This is a genomic window from Cytobacillus solani (assembly GCF_006704205.1).
GTDB classification, from domain to species: domain Bacteria; phylum Bacillota; class Bacilli; order Bacillales; family Cytobacillaceae; genus Cytobacillus; species Cytobacillus solani.
The window spans coordinates 4,311,811-4,329,983 of sequence record NZ_CP041305.1; the positions used below are offsets into that span (position 1 = coordinate 4,311,811).

General features: G+C 35.9%; 20 protein-coding genes and 1 riboswitch. Of the genes, 16 read left to right on the forward strand and 4 right to left on the reverse strand.

What is annotated here, in order from left to right; genetic code table 11:
• Positions 1-136: 136 nt before the first annotated feature.
• From FI644_RS21665 to FI644_RS21675, 3 genes are all read left to right on the forward strand, one after another.
• A complete protein-coding gene (locus FI644_RS21665; protein ID WP_053476187.1) occupies positions 137-568 on the forward strand; it encodes an NUDIX hydrolase in 432 nt (143 codons plus the stop codon).
• A 72-nt stretch (positions 569-640) separates the two neighbouring features.
• The gene (locus FI644_RS21670) at positions 641-850 is read left to right on the forward strand and encodes a hypothetical protein (protein WP_053476186.1); all 210 of its coding nucleotides are present in this window, start codon (positions 641-643) and stop codon (positions 848-850) included.
• A 168-nt stretch (positions 851-1,018) separates the two neighbouring features.
• Positions 1,019-1,429, forward strand: coding sequence for a VWA-like domain-containing protein (locus FI644_RS21675; protein WP_053476185.1), 411 nt, complete (start codon positions 1,019-1,021; stop codon positions 1,427-1,429).
• Between the two features lie 39 nt (positions 1,430-1,468).
• Here FI644_RS21675 and FI644_RS21680 read toward each other — a convergent pair whose 3' ends face one another.
• Complete coding sequence (locus FI644_RS21680) at positions 1,469-3,052, reverse strand: GNAT family N-acetyltransferase (RefSeq protein WP_056684792.1); 1,584 nt, start codon at positions 3,050-3,052, stop codon at positions 1,469-1,471.
• Between the two features lie 351 nt (positions 3,053-3,403).
• On the opposite strand from FI644_RS21680, the gene FI644_RS21685 reads away from it, so the two are divergent.
• From FI644_RS21685 to FI644_RS21725, 9 genes are all read left to right on the forward strand, one after another.
• Positions 3,404-4,639 carry a dicarboxylate/amino acid:cation symporter gene (locus FI644_RS21685; RefSeq protein ID WP_053476183.1) on the forward strand — a complete coding sequence of 412 codons (1,236 nt, stop codon included), beginning with the start codon at positions 3,404-3,406 and terminating at the stop codon, positions 4,637-4,639.
• A 139-nt stretch (positions 4,640-4,778) separates the two neighbouring features.
• Positions 4,779-5,240, forward strand: a complete 462-nt coding sequence (locus FI644_RS21690) for an NUDIX hydrolase (protein ID WP_075209156.1) — start codon at positions 4,779-4,781, stop codon at positions 5,238-5,240.
• Positions 5,230-6,810 carry a putative polysaccharide biosynthesis protein gene (locus tag FI644_RS21695; protein WP_142108815.1) on the forward strand — a complete coding sequence of 527 codons (1,581 nt, stop codon included), beginning with the start codon at positions 5,230-5,232 and terminating at the stop codon, positions 6,808-6,810. The genes FI644_RS21690 and FI644_RS21695 overlap by 11 nt, the downstream gene beginning before the upstream one ends.
• Before the next feature lie 91 nt (positions 6,811-6,901).
• Positions 6,902-6,998: riboswitch (guanidine-I (ykkC/yxkD leader) on the forward strand.
• Positions 6,999-7,059: 61 nt separating this feature from the next.
• The gene (locus FI644_RS21700; protein ID WP_056684786.1) at positions 7,060-7,398 is read left to right on the forward strand and encodes a DMT family transporter; all 339 of its coding nucleotides are present in this window, start codon (positions 7,060-7,062) and stop codon (positions 7,396-7,398) included.
• Positions 7,395-7,709 carry a DMT family transporter gene (locus tag FI644_RS21705; RefSeq protein WP_053476180.1) on the forward strand — a complete coding sequence of 105 codons (315 nt, stop codon included), beginning with the start codon at positions 7,395-7,397 and terminating at the stop codon, positions 7,707-7,709. The genes FI644_RS21700 and FI644_RS21705 overlap by 4 nt, the downstream gene beginning before the upstream one ends.
• 142 nt (positions 7,710-7,851) lie before the next feature.
• On the forward strand, positions 7,852-9,537 hold the full coding sequence (locus FI644_RS21710; RefSeq protein WP_056684784.1) for a methyl-accepting chemotaxis protein: 1,686 nt from the start codon (positions 7,852-7,854) through the stop codon (positions 9,535-9,537).
• 175 nt (positions 9,538-9,712) lie between these two features.
• Positions 9,713-10,165, forward strand: a complete 453-nt coding sequence (locus FI644_RS21715; RefSeq protein ID WP_053476178.1) for an HIT family protein — start codon at positions 9,713-9,715, stop codon at positions 10,163-10,165.
• A complete protein-coding gene (locus tag FI644_RS21720) occupies positions 10,158-10,967 on the forward strand; it encodes a PP2C family serine/threonine-protein phosphatase (RefSeq protein WP_142108816.1) in 810 nt (269 codons plus the stop codon). The genes FI644_RS21715 and FI644_RS21720 overlap by 8 nt, the downstream gene beginning before the upstream one ends.
• Positions 10,968-11,214: 247 nt before the next feature.
• Positions 11,215-12,387: a TraB/GumN family protein gene (locus FI644_RS21725; protein ID WP_056684781.1), complete on the forward strand. Its 1,173-nt coding sequence runs from the start codon at positions 11,215-11,217 to the stop codon at positions 12,385-12,387.
• A 153-nt stretch (positions 12,388-12,540) separates the two neighbouring features.
• On the opposite strand, the gene FI644_RS21730 is transcribed toward FI644_RS21725, so the two are convergent.
• The gene (locus FI644_RS21730; RefSeq protein ID WP_056687186.1) at positions 12,541-13,413 is read right to left on the reverse strand and encodes a DUF1259 domain-containing protein; all 873 of its coding nucleotides are present in this window, start codon (positions 13,411-13,413) and stop codon (positions 12,541-12,543) included.
• A gap of 385 nt (positions 13,414-13,798) precedes the next feature.
• On the opposite strand from FI644_RS21730, the gene FI644_RS21735 reads away from it, so the two are divergent.
• The 4 genes from FI644_RS21735 (at position 13,799) to FI644_RS21750 (ending at position 17,523) form a co-directional block, all read left to right on the forward strand.
• Entirely contained in the window at positions 13,799-14,020 is a 222-nt protein-coding gene (locus FI644_RS21735) for a hypothetical protein (protein WP_056684778.1), read from the forward strand.
• 376 nt (positions 14,021-14,396) lie between these two features.
• Complete coding sequence (locus tag FI644_RS21740) at positions 14,397-15,449, forward strand: ATP synthase beta subunit C-terminal domain-containing protein (RefSeq protein WP_142108817.1); 1,053 nt, start codon at positions 14,397-14,399, stop codon at positions 15,447-15,449.
• A gap of 460 nt (positions 15,450-15,909) precedes the next feature.
• The gene (locus tag FI644_RS21745; RefSeq protein ID WP_053476173.1) at positions 15,910-16,485 is read left to right on the forward strand and encodes a nitroreductase family protein; all 576 of its coding nucleotides are present in this window, start codon (positions 15,910-15,912) and stop codon (positions 16,483-16,485) included.
• A 192-nt stretch (positions 16,486-16,677) separates the two neighbouring features.
• Entirely contained in the window at positions 16,678-17,523 is an 846-nt protein-coding gene (locus FI644_RS21750) for a DUF2785 domain-containing protein (RefSeq protein ID WP_056684773.1), read from the forward strand.
• Between the two features lie 140 nt (positions 17,524-17,663).
• On the opposite strand, the gene FI644_RS21755 is transcribed toward FI644_RS21750, so the two are convergent.
• A complete protein-coding gene (locus FI644_RS21755; protein WP_056684770.1) occupies positions 17,664-17,861 on the reverse strand; it encodes a YwbE family protein in 198 nt (65 codons plus the stop codon).
• Complete coding sequence (locus FI644_RS21760; protein ID WP_056684767.1) at positions 17,861-18,055, reverse strand: hypothetical protein; 195 nt, start codon at positions 18,053-18,055, stop codon at positions 17,861-17,863. Before FI644_RS21760 ends, FI644_RS21755 begins: the two co-directional genes overlap by 1 nt.
• Positions 18,056-18,173 lie beyond the last annotated feature (118 nt).

The window sequence follows — 18,173 nt, forward strand, 5'->3', positions numbered from 1 at the left end:
TATAAGAAATTACAAAATATGAATACAAATATGTAAATGTCTCTTAGAAAGAAAATTGGGAAAGTGTGTACGTACATACAATAACTTAATAGAAAGAATCTATAACGAAGTTAGTGTTGGAAAGGAGGGAAATTCGGTGCAAAATGAAAATAAGATTTTGGTTGGGGTAAAAGCAGTTATTGTAAATGAGGGGAAAGCATTAATTATTAAACGCTCCAAAATAGCTCACTTTAGCGGAGGTACGTGGGAGACTGTTGGTGGGAAGGTTGAATTTGGAGAGGATTTAGAAACAGCCTTGAAACGAGAGGTAATGGAAGAAGTAGGTTTAGAAATTAAAATAGAACATATTTTGTATGCGGCTACTTTTAAAACAGATCCGTTTAGACAAATGGTGATAATAACTTATTTATGCAAGAGTGAAAATAAGGATGTAAAATTGTCATCTGAACATGAAGATTACCTTTGGGCTGGTCCAAAAGAGTTAAAACAACTCCTTCCGACGAACATAAATAATGATTTTGATAAGAATCATGTTTTTTCGTTGATTGAACAAAGCAAAATTTCTTAAAGGATAATGAAACTTTCATATGCGATAACCGTACTAAATAGTAAAATATTGTAACGGAGGAGGTAAGCTATTTTGGATAGGAAGAGAAAAGAAAAAATCATAACATGGTTAATAGTCGTTTTAATAGCAACACTTGCTGGCTCGATTGGTTTTATGATTTTAGGCTATTTCAAAATAGGATTAGCATCAGGTGGAATATTTATGTTCGTAGCAGCATTTCTTGCTGAATGGACACGAGACAAAAGCACCGTATATATACATAGAAAAGAGTATAAAAGGTGACTGAGGCTGTTTGGAAATATAAGTACAATTTACTGAATATTCTTTCTTTTGATTAAGATAAGCTTAACACTAACTAGTATTTTTTTTCGTAATTATCCAATCATAAACCTTTTCTTATTCATCCAAAATAAGATGGCTTGTTCATTCAAACAAGGGGGATGATTACGGTTGAAATGGCATAAAAGAATGCTTTCTTTATTGCAGCAGCAGCAAGGTAAAAAAGTCGCATTATGTGTAGATACATCGACAAATGAAGTTCCGAAGATGTTGATTAATAATATTGTGAAGCTTTTTGAACAATTAAAACCTGATACATTATTAGTTCAAGCAGATTTTAAAATAAGAAGCATTACCCCCATAAAAAGTGATACGATTAAATATTACACACATGGAAAATCTTCTTACACACTCGTACTTGAGTGGGCACATGAAGAAAAAATTGATACACTTTTTTATATTACAGATGTGACTGGTTTTATTCCGGATGAGATGAATACGGTCGATTTTGAATTATTTTGGCTCGTTCCTGATGATTTCATCCCGCATGTTCCATTTGGGAAAGTGATTAAGGTAGCCTAACAGAAAAGATCCCTCATTAAAAGTGAGGGATCTTTTCTGTTAGCTATGAATGTGTTGCTGTTTTTTTTGATAATCTTTATAAATCAAATGCCATTTTCTAAATTTTGTCCATGCTTTTTCAAAGTCAGGCTGGATAATCGACAGCTGGACCCAGCCTCTTTCAGCCAAGTAAGCACTCTTATAATGCAATTCGAAACCTGATAGGGCTGCATCCTCTGCCATATATTGATCATCTTCATTTCCTTTTAATGTGACAATCATTGGATATCCTTCCGTTGTTAAAAACGACATTTCCTCTTCATTTTCTGCAGCAAGCAGTTGCTCATACCTGCTTTGTAACAGTGTATAGCGCTCATCATTTTCATATGCATGAAGCGCTTGCTCAAAGCTTTTAAATAGCTGGGAAGAGTAGGTGAAAGGGATATTTCCATTTGCATATAACCCTAGATCAAGATAGGAAGGCAAATTCTTGTCAACATCTATCACATGATTGGAAAAAACAACAGCAATCCCGCTCATCGTTCCAATCGCTTTCCCGCTAACTCCTGTTGCTAAATATACATCAGCTAAGGAGAAGGGCAGTGAACCAAATGAACTCACACAATCGACGCATAGTTTGACCTGAAATTTCCGGCAAAGCTGCTGAATCAATTGTAAATTATTAAGCATGCCTGTTGAAGTTTCACCATGCGCCATTAGAAGCCATTCATATTTATTACTTTCAAGCTTTTCATTCATTTGAGCCTCATTAAATGGTTCGCCCCATTCATATGATAGTAAATCGTATTCAAGATTCCACCGATCTGCTTGTGCATGTAATCTTTCTCCAAAAGCCCCATTTGTAAGAATTAACCCTTTCCCAGATAGACGGCTAATTTGCCCAACCATCGCTTCATTTGCAAGGGTACCACTGCCTGTCAATACGTGTACATATTTAGCCTCACTCATTTTCAGAAGTCGATTCTGTACTCTTTTTAACGAGATGGAGAAATCATAAGAACGGTGAGAAATAGGCTCTTGCAGCAAGGCAGCACGAATGTCATTCGTTAATTGAACAGGACCTGGGAAAAAGGAGTACGTTTTTTGTTTTAATCTTGCAGCAACAGACTGTTCATAACGAGCTCTAGTTAGAACCATGGGAATAAATTGCGCATCATCAGAACCAACTGGCTCTGCAAAAGCTTCAAATCCCATTTGATCATATAGTTTTAATTCGCGTACAGTTCCAGATATTACTGCAGCGCTATACCCTTTTTTATAAGCATAATCGGATAATGCCCCAGTAAGCATAAAGAATACACGCCCATTCCGATGCTCTTTCCTAACAGCAAGAAGACGGATTTCACAAAGCTTTCCAGTTAACGCATCCTGTGATAACAGGTTTTCAACAGGACCAAGCTTCTTATCTAAAGAGAAGGGACGTTGATCACGAATAGCAATCATTCCAACAAGCTCTTGCTCTTTTAAAACAATAATATATTGATTTTCATTATGAAATGGATCCACACGTACTCCATTGGGATCTGGGGCGTGTTGTGGAATCTCTTCTACAAAGGTTTCATAGTTTAATTTTGCAATTTCGGCAAACTCTTTTTCAGTACGTGCAATTTTACACCAATACATTTGGAAAAACCTCTCTTTTACAAAGCTACATTCTAATGATATGTATCATGACTAAAATCTATTTTCGCATAAGAAGAGATATATGGAAATACCTTTCTCCTAAAAATGGAAACCTGTTATTGAAATTAAAGGTATTTCTTATGTATGTATGATTTATCCTATTTTATTATTATTGTCAGTTTAATAGAATCAATAGTTAATATTTTTGTTTAAATTTGAATAGTAATAACTCTATGGATTGCAGATTGCCTCGCTTTTATTCCAAATTACACCCCCTAGAACATTAGCCCTATTGTTTAAAATAAAGAGAATATTTATAATTATCTGTATATTATATAAAGGAGGCTAAATATGTCTTTAACGAAAAAGATCCTTTTGGGGATGGGGCTAGGGATCGTTGTTGGATTAATCCTAAATTTAGCTTTGCCTGGTATGTATGATACTGTTCAATCGTATATTTTATATCCATTAGGTAAAATATTCGTCAATCTAATTAAAATGCTGGTTGTACCAATTGTTGTTGTATCCTTAATTCTTGGGACTGCAGGAATCAGCGATCCGAAGAAATTAGGGCGAATTGGTGTGAAGACCATCTCTTTCTTTCTTATCACAACTGCAATAGCTATTATATTGGCAATAGGAATGAGCTACTTGTTTCATCCTGGATCAGGAGACTTTCAATTAGATGGAGCAGATTATGAGGCAACAGAAGCACCACCTGTCATTGATACACTTGTGAACATTATACCAACAAACCCTGTCAATGCGATGGCTCAGGAATCGATGCTGCAAATCATCGTTTTTTCGATTTTTATTGGATATGGTTTGTCCAGACTTGGTGAAAAGGTGAATGGAATCTATCGGCTCATTGAGCAGGCAAATGATGTATTAATGTTTCTAGTTAATGTAATTATGAAATTTGCTCCATTTGGTGCTTTTGCGTTAATTGCTACGGCAATTGGCGGTCAAGGCTTTGATGCGATTATGGCGATGGGCAAATATATGTTTGTTGTATTATTTGTTCTTCTTCTTCAACTGGTACTTGTTTATGGATCAGCTCTTTCCTTCTTAGGAAAAATGAATCCAATCAAGTTTTTTAAAGGATTTTCTCCTGCTATGATTGTTGCTTTCAGCACGTCGAGCAGCAGTGCTACATTACCTATCTCAATGAAATCAGCACAAAATAATTTAAATGTATCTAAGAGTGTCAGTGGTTTTGTCCAACCGCTAGGTGCGACCATCAATATGGATGGTACAGCCATTATGCAAGGTGTTGCAACTGTATTCATTGCGCAGGTTTATGGGAGTAATCTGAGTTTAAGTCAATTGCTTACGATTTTATTAACTGCAACATTGGCTAGTATCGGGACTGCAGGTGTGCCAGGTGTTGGGCTTATCATGCTATCGATGGTATTGACATCCGTAGGGCTTCCTGTTGAGGCAATTGCGTTAGTCCTCGGGGTTGATCGTTTACTTGATATGTGCAGAACCTCTGTCAATATTACCGGCGATGCTGTATGTGCAGTTATTGTAGATCGCTCGGAAGGAAAACAGGAAGATTTAGTATCAGAGGAGAAAAGTGCATAATGTTCTTCATTCTTCAGACTCCCATCGGGAGTCTGTTTTATTTCTTCCTGACTATTTTTGTAAAATGTTTCATAATAAACTATAATAATATCAACTATTAATAGAATTAAAAGTTTTTTGTAAATTGATGGAGGAGCCTATGGAACCAATACGTACTTTTGGCAAGAAGGATCCAAATAATACGTACATAGAGAGACCCGCAGTCTATGCGGTTGTATTTAATGAAACAAATGAGAAGGTAGCGGTTGTCCAAGCAGATTGTGACAAGTACTTTCTTCCTGGCGGTGGTATAGAGGGGGAGGAAACACACACCGAATGCTTAAAAAGAGAAGCAATCGAGGAATTAGGCTCGGAAATAGAAATCATACAGTATATTGGATTCGCTGAAAGATACTTTTTTTCAACAAAGGAATATAGGGATTATTTGAGTCAGGGTTATTTTTATTTATGCAAGCTAGGAAAAAAGCTTTGCGAACCGATTGAAGACGACCATCATTTAGTATGGATGGAATTTGCCGAGGTTCAAAAGAAATTATTTCATGAACATCAAAGCTGGGCGGTGAAAAAAGCATTAGAAATAGGTAGACAAAATGGCAAATAAATTGCTAAAGGGCACTTTTTTACTTTCCTCAGCATCCTTTATATCAAAAATTCTTGGATTTATTTATATTGTTCCTTTAACAGTATTAGTTGGGACTTCTGGCTATGCCTTATACAGATATGCATATGGACCATATACGATTATGCTAAGTCTTTCAACGATGGGCATTCCTTTAGCCATTTCTAAATTAACTGCCAAATACAAACAGCTTAAAAGGGAGGACATCGTTCGAAAAATAGTAAAGTCCGGTATGGCATTCATGCTCGTTACTGGCATGACTTCATTCTTACTATTATATATGCTTGCCCCGCTGCTCGCTGGAATCGTTGTTGATGGCAAAAATGATGGAAATTCGTTAGAGAGTATTACCTATGTCATTCGCGTTGTCAGTTTTGCCTTGATAATTATTCCGCCCATGAGTCTTTTGCGGGGATTTTTTCAGGGGAATGAATCGATGGGACCTTCAGCTATCAGTACAGTTGTCGAACAGCTATCTAGAGTACTATTTATTTTAGCAGGTGTGGTCGTTTCTTTAAAGCTCTTAGATTTATCAATTAAGCATGCTGTAGGGGTAGCAGCATTTGGTGCATTTATTGGCGGAATTGCGGGACTTGCTGTCCTTTTATTTTATTTTCGGAAGAGAAAAAAATTTCTTCTGAAGCCAAGACATGAGATCGTCATACACAATGATATATCAGTCATTTCTATTTTTAAAGAAATGATCAAATATTCCATACCATTTGTCATCATGGGATTAAGCCTGCCACTTTATCAAAATATTGATACGTACTCAATAAATATGGTATTAAGTAACAATGGCTATAACAGGATGGATCCTGAAAATGTTAACTCTGTAATTGGACTCGCACAAATTCTAGTGCTCATTCCCGTTTCCATTACTACTGGACTTAGCGTAACGATTATTCCTAATATAACAAAATCGTTTTTTCAGAATAATTTTTGTTTGTTAAAAGAGCAAATCGGTCAATCTTTATTAATTCTTATGTTTATTATCATCCCTGCTGCTACAGGCATTTATGTGCTCGCAGAACCACTATATCTTTTGTTATTTACAGAAAAGAACTTGCCAATACTTGGTGGTGAGCTGCTGAAATTTTATGCTCCAGCAGCAATTTTGATCGCTTTTTACGGTGTGACTACATCAATTCTTCAGGCAATAAATCAGCAAAAAATATTAATTCTCGGACTTTTTTCAGGAATCCTTATTAAAATTATCCTGAACCTTGTGCTGCCTGGAATATTTTTAGAAAAGGGCTTTATCCTAGCAACTTATTGTGGGTATCTTGTATCACTTACTTTTAACATGATCATCATTCGAAAAAGAATTGGAATGGATCTGATAAAAATCAAATATCGAATTGTCACTGTCATTATCTCGACTTTCATTATGGCTTTTTTTGTTAATATACTGGAAAAGTCTTTAAGTCAATATGTAGGGACATTTTTAATTGTTTTAATATGCAGCTCTTTAGGAATTCTTATTTATATTATTTCTTTATATGGCCTGAATATTAAAAAAATCTCTAAAGGGACAGTAAGTAAGAGATAATTAAAGAATCATTAAGCATTTATAAAGAAATTTACAGATTTTGTTGTTTGCCACGATGTTTTACCTATGTTAAAAATAATATGAATTGAATAAGAATGTTTTCTAGGGTTCCGCAAATTTATTTGGACTGGTCCGAGAGAAAACTCACAGCGTTTGTTGTGCCACGGAAGGATAAAAGCCTGGGAGATGACTGTTTATACAGATCTCTTTGGCTTTTTTTTGATTAAAGGATGATTTGGAGGAACAAGAATGAACTGGGTTAAAGTTTTTATTGCAGCATTTTTTGAAGTATTCTGGGTGATTGGCTTGAAGCACGCTGACGACCTATGGACATGGACAGGGACAGTGATATCGATCATTGTTAGCTTTTATTTAATGATTATGGCTGGGAAAAAACTTCCAGTTGGAACGGTTTATGCCGTATTCGTTGGAATGGGTACAGCTGGAACGGTACTTTCGGATATTATATTCTTTCATGAACCATTAAAGATATCTAAAATTATCCTCGTTTCCATTTTATTAATTGGTGTTGTTGGTCTGAAGCTTGTAACGAAAGATGAACAACTTGAGGGAGGGGAAACAGAATGAGCTGGATGTATCTAGTACTTGCGGGCATCTTTGAAATGATCGGTGTAGCGATGATCAACAGTTTACACAAGAATCGCAACTGGCAATCACTTCTTTTCATGCTTGCTGGTTTCGGATTGAGCTTTTTATTTCTTGCATTTGCCATGGGAAAATTGCCGATGGGAACGGCTTATGCGATCTGGACAGGAATTGGGGCATCAGGAGGAGCCATCTTAGGAATGGTTCTTTATGGGGAACCTAAAGACTGGAAACGTCTGCTTTTTATTACGATGGTGTTAGGAGCTGCGATTGGATTAAAAATCGTATCATAATAAATTTTTATTGGACTGAACATTATGTATTAAAACTTTCCATCACTTTACCGATATAATAAAGTGCGATTAATAATTGTATAAACTGCCTAAAGCTAAACAACAATTCAATTATTTAACACCAAATGGGAGTGACGGAAAGTTGAAAATTAAAACGAGTTTAATCTCTACCATATCCATATTAATATTAACGATAATTGCTCTAGGTTTGTTTTCTATATCTATTATCAATTCAACCATTGATCAAAATCAGTTATTAAAAAATAAAATGGAAGTTCAAAAAGGGATAGTAAAAGTTCAATACCGTCTGACTGGTCTTTCAAATGATGAAAGAGCATTTATCATTACAGGGGATGAACAATATTCTCATGGAATGCACAATAAGGCGAATGAAATTAAGAAAATGCTTAAAGATATTGGAAGCTTAATTAAAGAAGATCAATATAAAAAAGATCTTGCCTCACTTGAAAAGAGCTTCAATGAATTTTGGCAATTGAATCAGCAGGTCATCAGAACTTTCCGCGACAATCCTTCAGAAGCTAGAAGTTTACATTTTGGTGAGGAGAGAGCATTAAGGAAAGAGGTATTAGATCCCGCGGTCAACAAACTTGTTGATGTTCTAGAGAAAGATGTAAATAGTCTTAGTAATATGATAAAAAAGGAAGGGAAATGGAGTAAAACAGCGCTTCTTTCCTCCTCAATCATTGCCACTATCATCGGCATTGTGTTAGGCTTTTACCTATTAAGATCGATCCTGATCCCCCTTGGACAGATTAACAAGCAATTAGAAGAAATTGCTAAAGGAGAGGCTGACTTAACGAAACGTGTAAAAATCAAAGGGGAAAATGAGTTTGGACAATTAGCACAATCGTTTAATTTATTCGTTGAATCATTGAGAGAAATCATTAAACAAGTTGGCAGTTCATCCGAGCAAGTTGCAGCATCATCAGAGGAATTGACAGCAAGTGCAGAACAATCCAAGGCAACCACCGAGCTAGTATCTGCATCAATGCAAACAATTGCAGACAGTAACACACAGCAAAGTGATATGATGGAGAATAGTTTACAAGCAGTTAATCAATCACTGCAAAACTTAGTAGAAGTGACAGGAAACACTGCAAATGTGGCAGAGGTATCCTCAGCTATGAAAATTCAGGCTGAAAGTGGCTCAGAATCTGTTAAAAAGGTTGTGGAGCAAATGGAGTCTATTCATCAGTCTGTAGACTTGGCTGGTGAAGGTGTAAACTCCTTAGTATCAAGTGTTCAAGAAATTAAAGAGATTTCATCTTTAATTACTGATATTTCCAGTCAAACCAATTTGCTTGCACTAAATGCAGCAATCGAAGCAGCAAGAGCAGGTGAACACGGAAAAGGATTTGCTGTAGTGGCAAATGAAGTGAGAAAACTGGCAGACGAAACGAATCTTTCAGTCAATAAAATCCATCATCTAGTTGCAACGATACAAAGTGAATCGGCTGATACGGTTAGCAACATTATTCAGGTGAAGGAAAATGTCGCCTCAGGTATTAATATATCTAAAGAAACGGTTTCTAATTTTAAAGAAATTCTTGATTCAATTGAAAAGGTTACATCACAAATTCAAGGAGTGGCTGCGACCTCACAGCAAATTACTGCTGGTTTTGAATTGGTACAGCATTCAATTGAAGGAATTACTGAAGGAACGAAAGAAACTGCAGCAAGTACAGAAAACATTGCTTCCTCTACAGAAGAGCAGCTTGCCACAATGGAAGAAATCTCATATGCAACTGCATCATTATCTAAATTAGCAGAGGACTTGCAATCAATGGTATCACGATTTAAAGTATAAATTTCTTATAAATTGAGTTTTAAATTTGGCTTAAAACACAGCGCACTGCTGTATATGACACCCCCATATGGGGTGTTTTTTTAGTAGGAAAATAAAATAAATTTAGGAAATTATACCAATCTATGTGTTTATATATTATAATTTTAAGAATATTTAAAAAGGGAGAAGATTAATTATGAATGATTGTTTTATTTGTCATAAACATAGTGGAGCTATAAAAACTGATGGCGTAATAATCTATGAAAATGAGTATGTTTATGTTGGTCATATTGATAGGAAAGGAAAACCTAATTACTTAGGGCATATTATGATAGACTTAAAAAGACATGCACCAACGCTTGGTGATATGACAGCAGAAGAAGCTAAAGCATTTGGGTTAATCATGGCTAAGGTTAGTAAAGCTCTAGTAGAGTCTGAAAAAGCAGAACACGTATATGCTGTTGTTTTAGGGAACTCGGTTCCGCACCTTCATCTTCACCTAATGGCACGATATCCAAATACGCCAAAAGAATTTTGGGGTCCATGGGAAGTATATGATTGGGAGGATGCGCCAATGGGTGACAATAACGCTGTTATTGAACTTTGCACTCGTATAAAAACACACCTAGAGAACAATTCAAATGAGTAATTCAATGAAAGAATTCACATGGATTGGTTGTGAGGAAAATTTTGTTGATAAGATAGATGTTCAAAGAATTAATCAGATAACCATTGGACGTTTTGGAGGAAATTCAACAGCAGGACAGGATAAAAATGAAGATGGCTGTTTGATATGGGTAGACGATAAGAGGGAGTGGGAATTTGCTATCATTTTGGATGCACATCATTCCGCAGAAAGCGCAGAAATAGTAATTGATACATTTATAGTAAAAAAAACAGAAATTGTAACTATATTATCAATGCCGATTAACCAATGTTTTAAAAGACTTGAAGAAATAGTCTTGGATCTATTTCAAGGAGAAGAGTTTCTTTCTTCTTGTCGGAAAGTTAATGGAGAAACTGCCTGTTTAATTGTCGCTCGAAAAAATAAATATGTTTGGTGGCTTTCAGTAGGTGACTGTTCCTCATATATCTTTCACCCAGAACTTGCTTCTCTTGGTCAATACCAAATGAACCAACGGCAATTCTTTGAATGGGTTGGACAAGTCAACACGTTTGAACAAACAGTTCCTTGCTACAGCAGTGGCAAAAGAGAACTAAGAAAAGGATCAAACCGTATATTTTTAACAACCGATGGACTTATTGAATGTCCTAATGAACCCTTTTCAAATCCAAAAGAAATATATAAGATGTTTTCAAGTTCTGAAGATGAAGTGAGCATAAAGCTGCTCCTTCAAAAAATTCAGGTTAACCATGTAAGGGATAGTACTACAATCATTTCTTGGAATGTGAACATTACGAATCAAGTTACAAGACCAAGCAATGAATAGGGAATCTTCTACTACAATGTTAACAAGAGGTGCAATTTGCACCTCTTGTTTTTTAAATGAACAATAGTATCATTTTTTGCTGTTGATAGGTAGTTATGGAATAATACAGCATAATTAACGTCCTCTATTAGCAAATCATTTCAGGAAGCTGAAAATCCTGTTATACTATATTAAGTAAATGTTAGAATTGAATGATAAGCATTCCTTAATTGAAACTAGTTAATTATTGATAAAAGGAAGGGAATATATGTCTGTTGGAAATGAAAATATAACTAGATTGCACATAGAAAATAAAGAATACATATTAATTGGAACTGCACACGTGTCTAAGCACAGCGCGGAATTAGTTAAAGAGGTAATCGAGGCAGAACAGCCAGATGCTATTTGTATTGAATTAGATGAACAAAGATATAAATCCATTATTGATGGGAATAAATGGAAGGAAATGGATATCTTTCAGGTGATTAAAGAAAAAAAAGCCTCCTTGCTTTTAATGAATCTCGCTATTTCTTCCTTCCAGAACCGTATGGCCAAGCAGTTTGGCATAAATGCAGGTCAAGAAATGATTCAAGGGATTGAATCAGCGAAGGAAACGGGTGCTGAACTCGTTCTCGCTGACCGAAATATCCAGATTACCTTTTCTCGCATTTGGGGAGGAATTGGATTAAAAGGAAAAGCAATGCTATTAACACAAGTAATAGCTAGTATATTCAGTAAAGAAAGTATCTCAGAAGAAGAACTGGAGAAGATAAAGGAACAGGACACAATCAATGCCATTTTAAATGAATTCACTGAAACATTTCCGAAATTAAAGACTCCTTTAATTGATGAGCGAGACCAGTATTTAGCTGAGAAAATCAAAAACGCTCCTGGAGAAAAAGTTGTTGCAGTATTAGGTGCCGCACACGTTCCCGGTATTACAAAAGAAATCAAAAAAGAACATGATTTAACCCGCTTAAACGAAGTACCACCTAAATCGAAAGTTCCAAAAATTATCGGATGGCTCATTCCGATCTTTATTATTTCCATTATCGCTTATACCTTCTATACAAACCCATCTGCAGGTATGCAGCAAACATTGAGCTGGGTGCTCTGGCATGGAGCTTTCGCCGCACTTGGAACAGCCATCGCCTTCGGACACCCGTTAGCAATTGTAACAGCCTTTATTGCTGCCCCAATCACTGCATTAGATCCAATCACTGCTGCAGGTTGGTTTGCTGGAACTGTACAAGCCTACTTCCGTAGACCAAGTGTAAAAGATTTTGAGACGCTATCTGAGGACGTTTTTAGTTTCAAAGGATTTTGGAAAAATAAAGTAACTCGAGTACTCCTTGTTGTTGTGCTGGCAAATATCGGTAGTTCACTCGGAACTTTTATTGGCGGTGCAGATGTCATTCGATTATTTATAAAGCATTTATAATGAAAAAGGATGTTGTCTATGAATATAGATAACATCCTCTTTTATAAAAATGAGCCAGGTATGATCCTTGCATCGTTTTAAATAGTTAGAAATCCTAAGCTATGCTTGGAATTATCCCTCTAAGGAATTTGCAAAAACAGTAAGGTTTACCTTTTATTTAGAATTAGGTGTTATCTTTCTTGTTGTGAGTACCTTCATAGCATCCTCTACATCATTTGCAAAGCGAATTGGATTTTCAATTTTTTCAAAATGAATATACATCAGTCTTGGGTCATCAAAAAGCCAATGATTATGAAAGGCTGTCACAATAATATTATGTTCGCGAAGCTCGCTAATGAATGGATTTATCTCTTCTTGTAGAATCACCGTTTCTCCACTGCATAGTGCTCTGCCGTCCGCTGTTAAAGATTCAAAGGCAAACATTTGTGGAATCAATAAAAATGATCTACCACGCCTTCCAAGCACTCGAGGCATAATATTTGTCCGCGATTTCATCACTATGCAAATCCCATCTTCAAATGTATGCATGCTACCTTCCAAAATTCTATTGAACTCTTCACATAGTTCTTCTCCTCGTCTGTTTGATGCTTTTTGAACTCTGCGAGAACTTCCAACATTGCGCGTGATTAATACGTCTAATGCTCTTCTTACTTTTCGAGCAAAAGCCAAAGGTTCATCAATAGATTCGAAATGCATGTACATTAGCCGGGGAATATCAAAAAGCCAGTGATTGTGAAGGGCAGTTACAATGATTCCCTCTTTACGCAAAATAGTCATAAATGGGTTAACTTCTTCTTGAAGGAGAACAGTCTCACCAAGACATAATGCCTTTCCATTCTGATCTAGGTTCTCAAAAGAATATGCCTGTGGAACAAACATAAAGGATTCAGCTCTCCGGCCTAATACAACAGGGTGAATATTTGTCCGGGATCTTGTCGCAGTACATACGCCATTAATAACAGAAGGTGTAGCCCCCAAAATTTCCGCAAATTCCTGGCAAAGAGTATCTGGGTTCATGTTGCTCATATTGTCCAATTTCAAATCATCTCCTGAATATTAAATTTCAGGACATTATATTCATGTACCTAAATTAAGGAACTTGACTGAATGATTGGAAGTGAAAGTCTAAGTGTTTTACCAATGCAATAGGCTAAAATTAAGTACAAAATTAGATATAGATTAGAAAGAGTTTTGATGTCTATGAAAAGAGACAATCCCCTTTTTATAAAATTGGGCAGTATGCTCATTGCGTCGTCTAATTAGAAAAAGAGTAATGAGGAGAGAAGTCTGGAGCATCAAGTAATCAATTTAGTTTATTTAGATAATGAAATAAAATCAAAACCAACATAGGATTCCGGTAACTCTTTGTGTAATATATTAGTATAGCAGATATTATGTCAGGAGGGATAATATGACAGGAGCCATTGCTATTGTTATGGTTTTTTCTATTCCAATCATCGCCATCGTAACCGATCACTTTCAAAAACAGTCAAAAATCAAGCATAAAATGATCCAAGATGAATTAGAACTGGAAAGGTTAAAGCATCAAAACTATCTAATTGAAACGCAAAAAATGAGGCTTGAGCTGGAACAAATGCAGCTTGGAGAACAAAAAGATAAGAAGGTACTGTAGGGAGGTATATTATTTGTGTTTTATTGATTGCGGGAATCATTGGTATGATATGATTCCTGCTTTCTTTTAGTTTCTGATAAAAGGTTATTTTGCACTCTCTGATGCTCTCTCGCATTGGTTTTTTTTGCAAAGGGGAATCATCTGCACTCTCTGATGCCGCTCTCATCTATTTCTTACCTACCAAAATTTTTTCATATGTTACCTTCTCAAAGAGTTACAAACCATTTTCCATTCTTTGTCTTGAACTATTAAAGATTATATTTATTAAAATATAAAAAACTGAATTTAAATCGAAAAAAAATTACGCTAAAGAGTAAAATTTATTGCGTTTTAACAGAAAATAATTTACTCTTGAAAGTAAGAGGAGGTGTAAATCTTGGAAGTTCTGAGATTAAATGTTTCACTATTACGAAGAAGAGTTCCTAATTTAACAACTGCTGCGAAATCTGTAGGTCTAAGACCTGCTACCGTTTCTAATCTTTGTACGGGTAAGATCCCTGTCGGACGTTCAGAGGTTCGCACATTAGTTGCACTTGCTTCCTTGGCAGAGTGTAGTTTGGATGAGTTGATCATAAGAGGGGAGAAGATTGAGATGATTGAGACGAAAATTAAAACATTGGATTTATTTGCACCACTTGCTAAAGGAGGTACAATTGGGTTAGTTGCTCGCCATGGAATGGGTCAGCTTGTTCTACTGTCGGAGTTATTCTTCCGCTTAAAAAAGGATGACTTTACAACCATTTTGCTCATTCCAAATGGAAACTATCCTGAATTAAATGATGTAACAGAAAATACTGACTTCATCGCTCATACAATCAATGAGGTATATGAAGAAATAGCTGTGAAGGGAAAAACATCAGAAATTGCATTTGCTGCAGATCGAAGAAATGTTGTAACTGGGGAAATTTACGACCTTCAAGAACGATTACAGGGTATAGGGATCACGACAGTCACCACTTTTTTAGTCGATTTAACTGGAGAAGCGGTTGATGAAGACCTGCCATATGGTCCACTTGAAACATTATGGCAATTTGATGCTGATTTATCTGCAAGACATAAATTTCCAGCAGTCAACCCAATTCATTCAACCTCTTCCGTTTTAGAAGGAGCCCATCTAGATCAAAATCACCTCACCACTCAACAACGCGCACAAAAACTACTACGTCGATACCGAGAGCTCCGATCATTAGTAAATGTACGAGGATTGGAGCATCTCCCAGGAGCTGAAATCCAAACATTTAAACGTGGCGAACGGCTGGAAGCCTATTTAACACAGCCATTCTATGTCGCAGAAGCCTTTACAGGACAAAAGGGGGAATCTGTAGCCTTATCAGATACAATTAACGATGTCAGAAAGATCTTAGATGGGGTGACAGATTCCATCCAAGCAGATCAGTTAAGCTATATTGGGCAGTATATTGCGGATTAACAATAAGTTAACAAAATTAGAACTCAGCTATTGGGTTCTTTTTTTTTATGATTATTGATGCAACATTTGTGAAATTACAATACAGAAAAGTTGTTGCAATTATCTACCTACTCTAATTTATATTAGGTATGCTCCTTTTTTCTTAAAATTCAGAAAATATAAAACGTACTATATTCAAAATCATATTGCTTTAAAGAATCCTTTGTTATAAAGAACTAGTAAGGCTAACGAAGTAGTTGTTCTAAGGAGATATTCATCATGGAAACTTCTTCCTGTTGTTTTAGGTTAACTATCTTGGAATAAAGTTTATATTTAATATGGATCATCATTGAGTGTAATACTAGGCAATTATTTACAGTTATGTTATACTAAAAGGGATGTAATTGAGAATGATTTTCAAATTGAACGATAAGTTACATACTTACTATTTTACAAGAGCTAAGAAAGGGGGATTTCCAGAATGAGTAATCAAGAAGGAATAAATGCTGTCGAACAAAACATTATAAATCGTAGAACAATTACATCCTTTAAAAAGGATTCAATCAGTCCTGAGGAGATCATTGAGTTGCTGAATGTGGCCAAGTGGGCGCCCAACCACAAGTTAACAGAGCCTTGGAAATTTCAATTATACGTAGGTGAGGGGAAAGAAAAATTTATACAAGCCTACATTCATTCACAGCCAAAAGTTGATGGCGAGATCTCGGAAAGAGTGAAGAAAAAAGCACAATATTTTAGAGATATTCCCGTGCATTTGGTAGTCATCATGCCCGAAGATCCCCGCCAAAGAAGGTGGGATGAAGATTATGGAGCTGTCTCCTCACTCATTCAAAATTTTCAACTTGCGGCATGGCAAAGAGGAATCGGTATGATTTGGCGTACGAATGATTGGATTTACGATCCAACGTTCAGGGAGGAAATAGGTGTAACTCCTGGCGAGAAAATAGTGGCGACATTGATGATTGGCTATCCTGAATATGTACCTGCTGCTCGGCAACGTACCGATATTCGAGAGCTTCTTAAAATTATAGATAAATAGTGAAAGGAAAAATAGAACGCAGCATTTGGTTCTTTTTTTAAAAAAAATCTGTGATTATCATACATATCAAAGGGTTTAATTCAGATAATTCTATATATTCTATATTGTTATAGAAATACATTTGTGAAATGGGTTATAATTTTACTTAAATTGACAATATTTATTGGCCATTAATATCAAGGGGATGGAAAAATGCATAATACTAAAACAAAATTAATGCAGGATCTTATAAGAATTCAGAAGGAACATTATCAGCTGCAGGAAGGGGAGGAAGTACAGGATTTCGTTACACAGATGCTGCAATATATTGGTGATCCTCAGCCTGAGCTGCGTGATGATCTTATCTATACAACTTTCCAAAAGTGGATTTTTGAAATGAATAAATTTACAGATGAGGAACTGCGAAATCTCTTGTCTATTTTAATCGATAAGCAGCATTTGTTATATCATCTCGGCAATGCAGGTGACCTGACAGTTTTAACAAGAGCTTTTTCTGTCTTGCCCATTGCTCTAATATTACACCGCCACTTGAAACAGCCTTTCTTGGCGTTTTCTGATTTCCAAGCAGTTAAGAATGCATTGCTTCGCTTTTATAAAGAGGAGAAAGATTTACGCGGCTATTTACCTGTGGAAGGCTGGGCTCATAGTGCAGCCCACGGTGCTGATGCTCTAGAAGAGCTCATACAATGCCCTGAAAGCGATATGTCTTTGCAACTTGAGGTATTAGATGTGATAAAAGGGATGCTTCATAATGGCATCTACATTTTCTGTGATGAGGAGGATGAACGGATTGCAAGTATTGTGGATACAATGATTGTCAAAAACCTGATTCCTAATGAGAAAATCACTGACTGGTTAATCTCCTTGGCAGACTGCGCTGATTGGACGAGAAACCGCGATCAAATGATTGCTCAAATAAACAGCAAGAATTTTATACGAAGTCTTTATTTTAGGAGAGAATATGTAAGCCATAATAATCAACTTGCAGCTGCTTTACTTGAAGCAGAAGGTAAACTAAATAATTTTGCAACACATTAAGTATAAATTTAAAAATTATCAATAGATAAAATGGCAAACAAAAATACGGAATAAATTGAGGGGCTTTTTAAAAAAATCGAAGGTGAATACATGTAAATAAAAAAGCATTCTAGGAATACCCATGAATGCTCTTTGTTTTCTTATTTAGAATGGATGTGCTGGATTCTTCCAACTTGCCCGTCTGTTAGTCTAACTTTGATTCCGTGCGGGTGTGTTCCAGAGTTCGTGAGGATGTCTTTAACGACTCCTCTTGTAAGCTTTCCAGTTCTTTGATCCGCTTTTAAAATAATGTCAACTGTTACCCCTGGTGATATATCTTTACGATTATTCCCATTCATTAGCTGCCCATTTTTCTGCGGGTATTACTTGGTTTCTTCGTTTGCTGGCTTTTCATCTTCTTTGCTGAAAGGTCAACATTTGCTTTTCCTTTACTAGATGAATTCTGGTTTTTTTTGTTTTCAAGCTGCTTTTTCATTGCCTCTTGCAGGCTTACTTTCTTTTTTGGTGCTTCAGATTGATTGTTTTCAGTCATAAGAAATTCCTCCAATTGGAATATGTTAGTTAGAAGTATAATCTATTTTTATGATTTATGAAAGAATAAAGAGTGGATTCATTTCACTTCTATAATAATATTTAATCATTATTTGAGG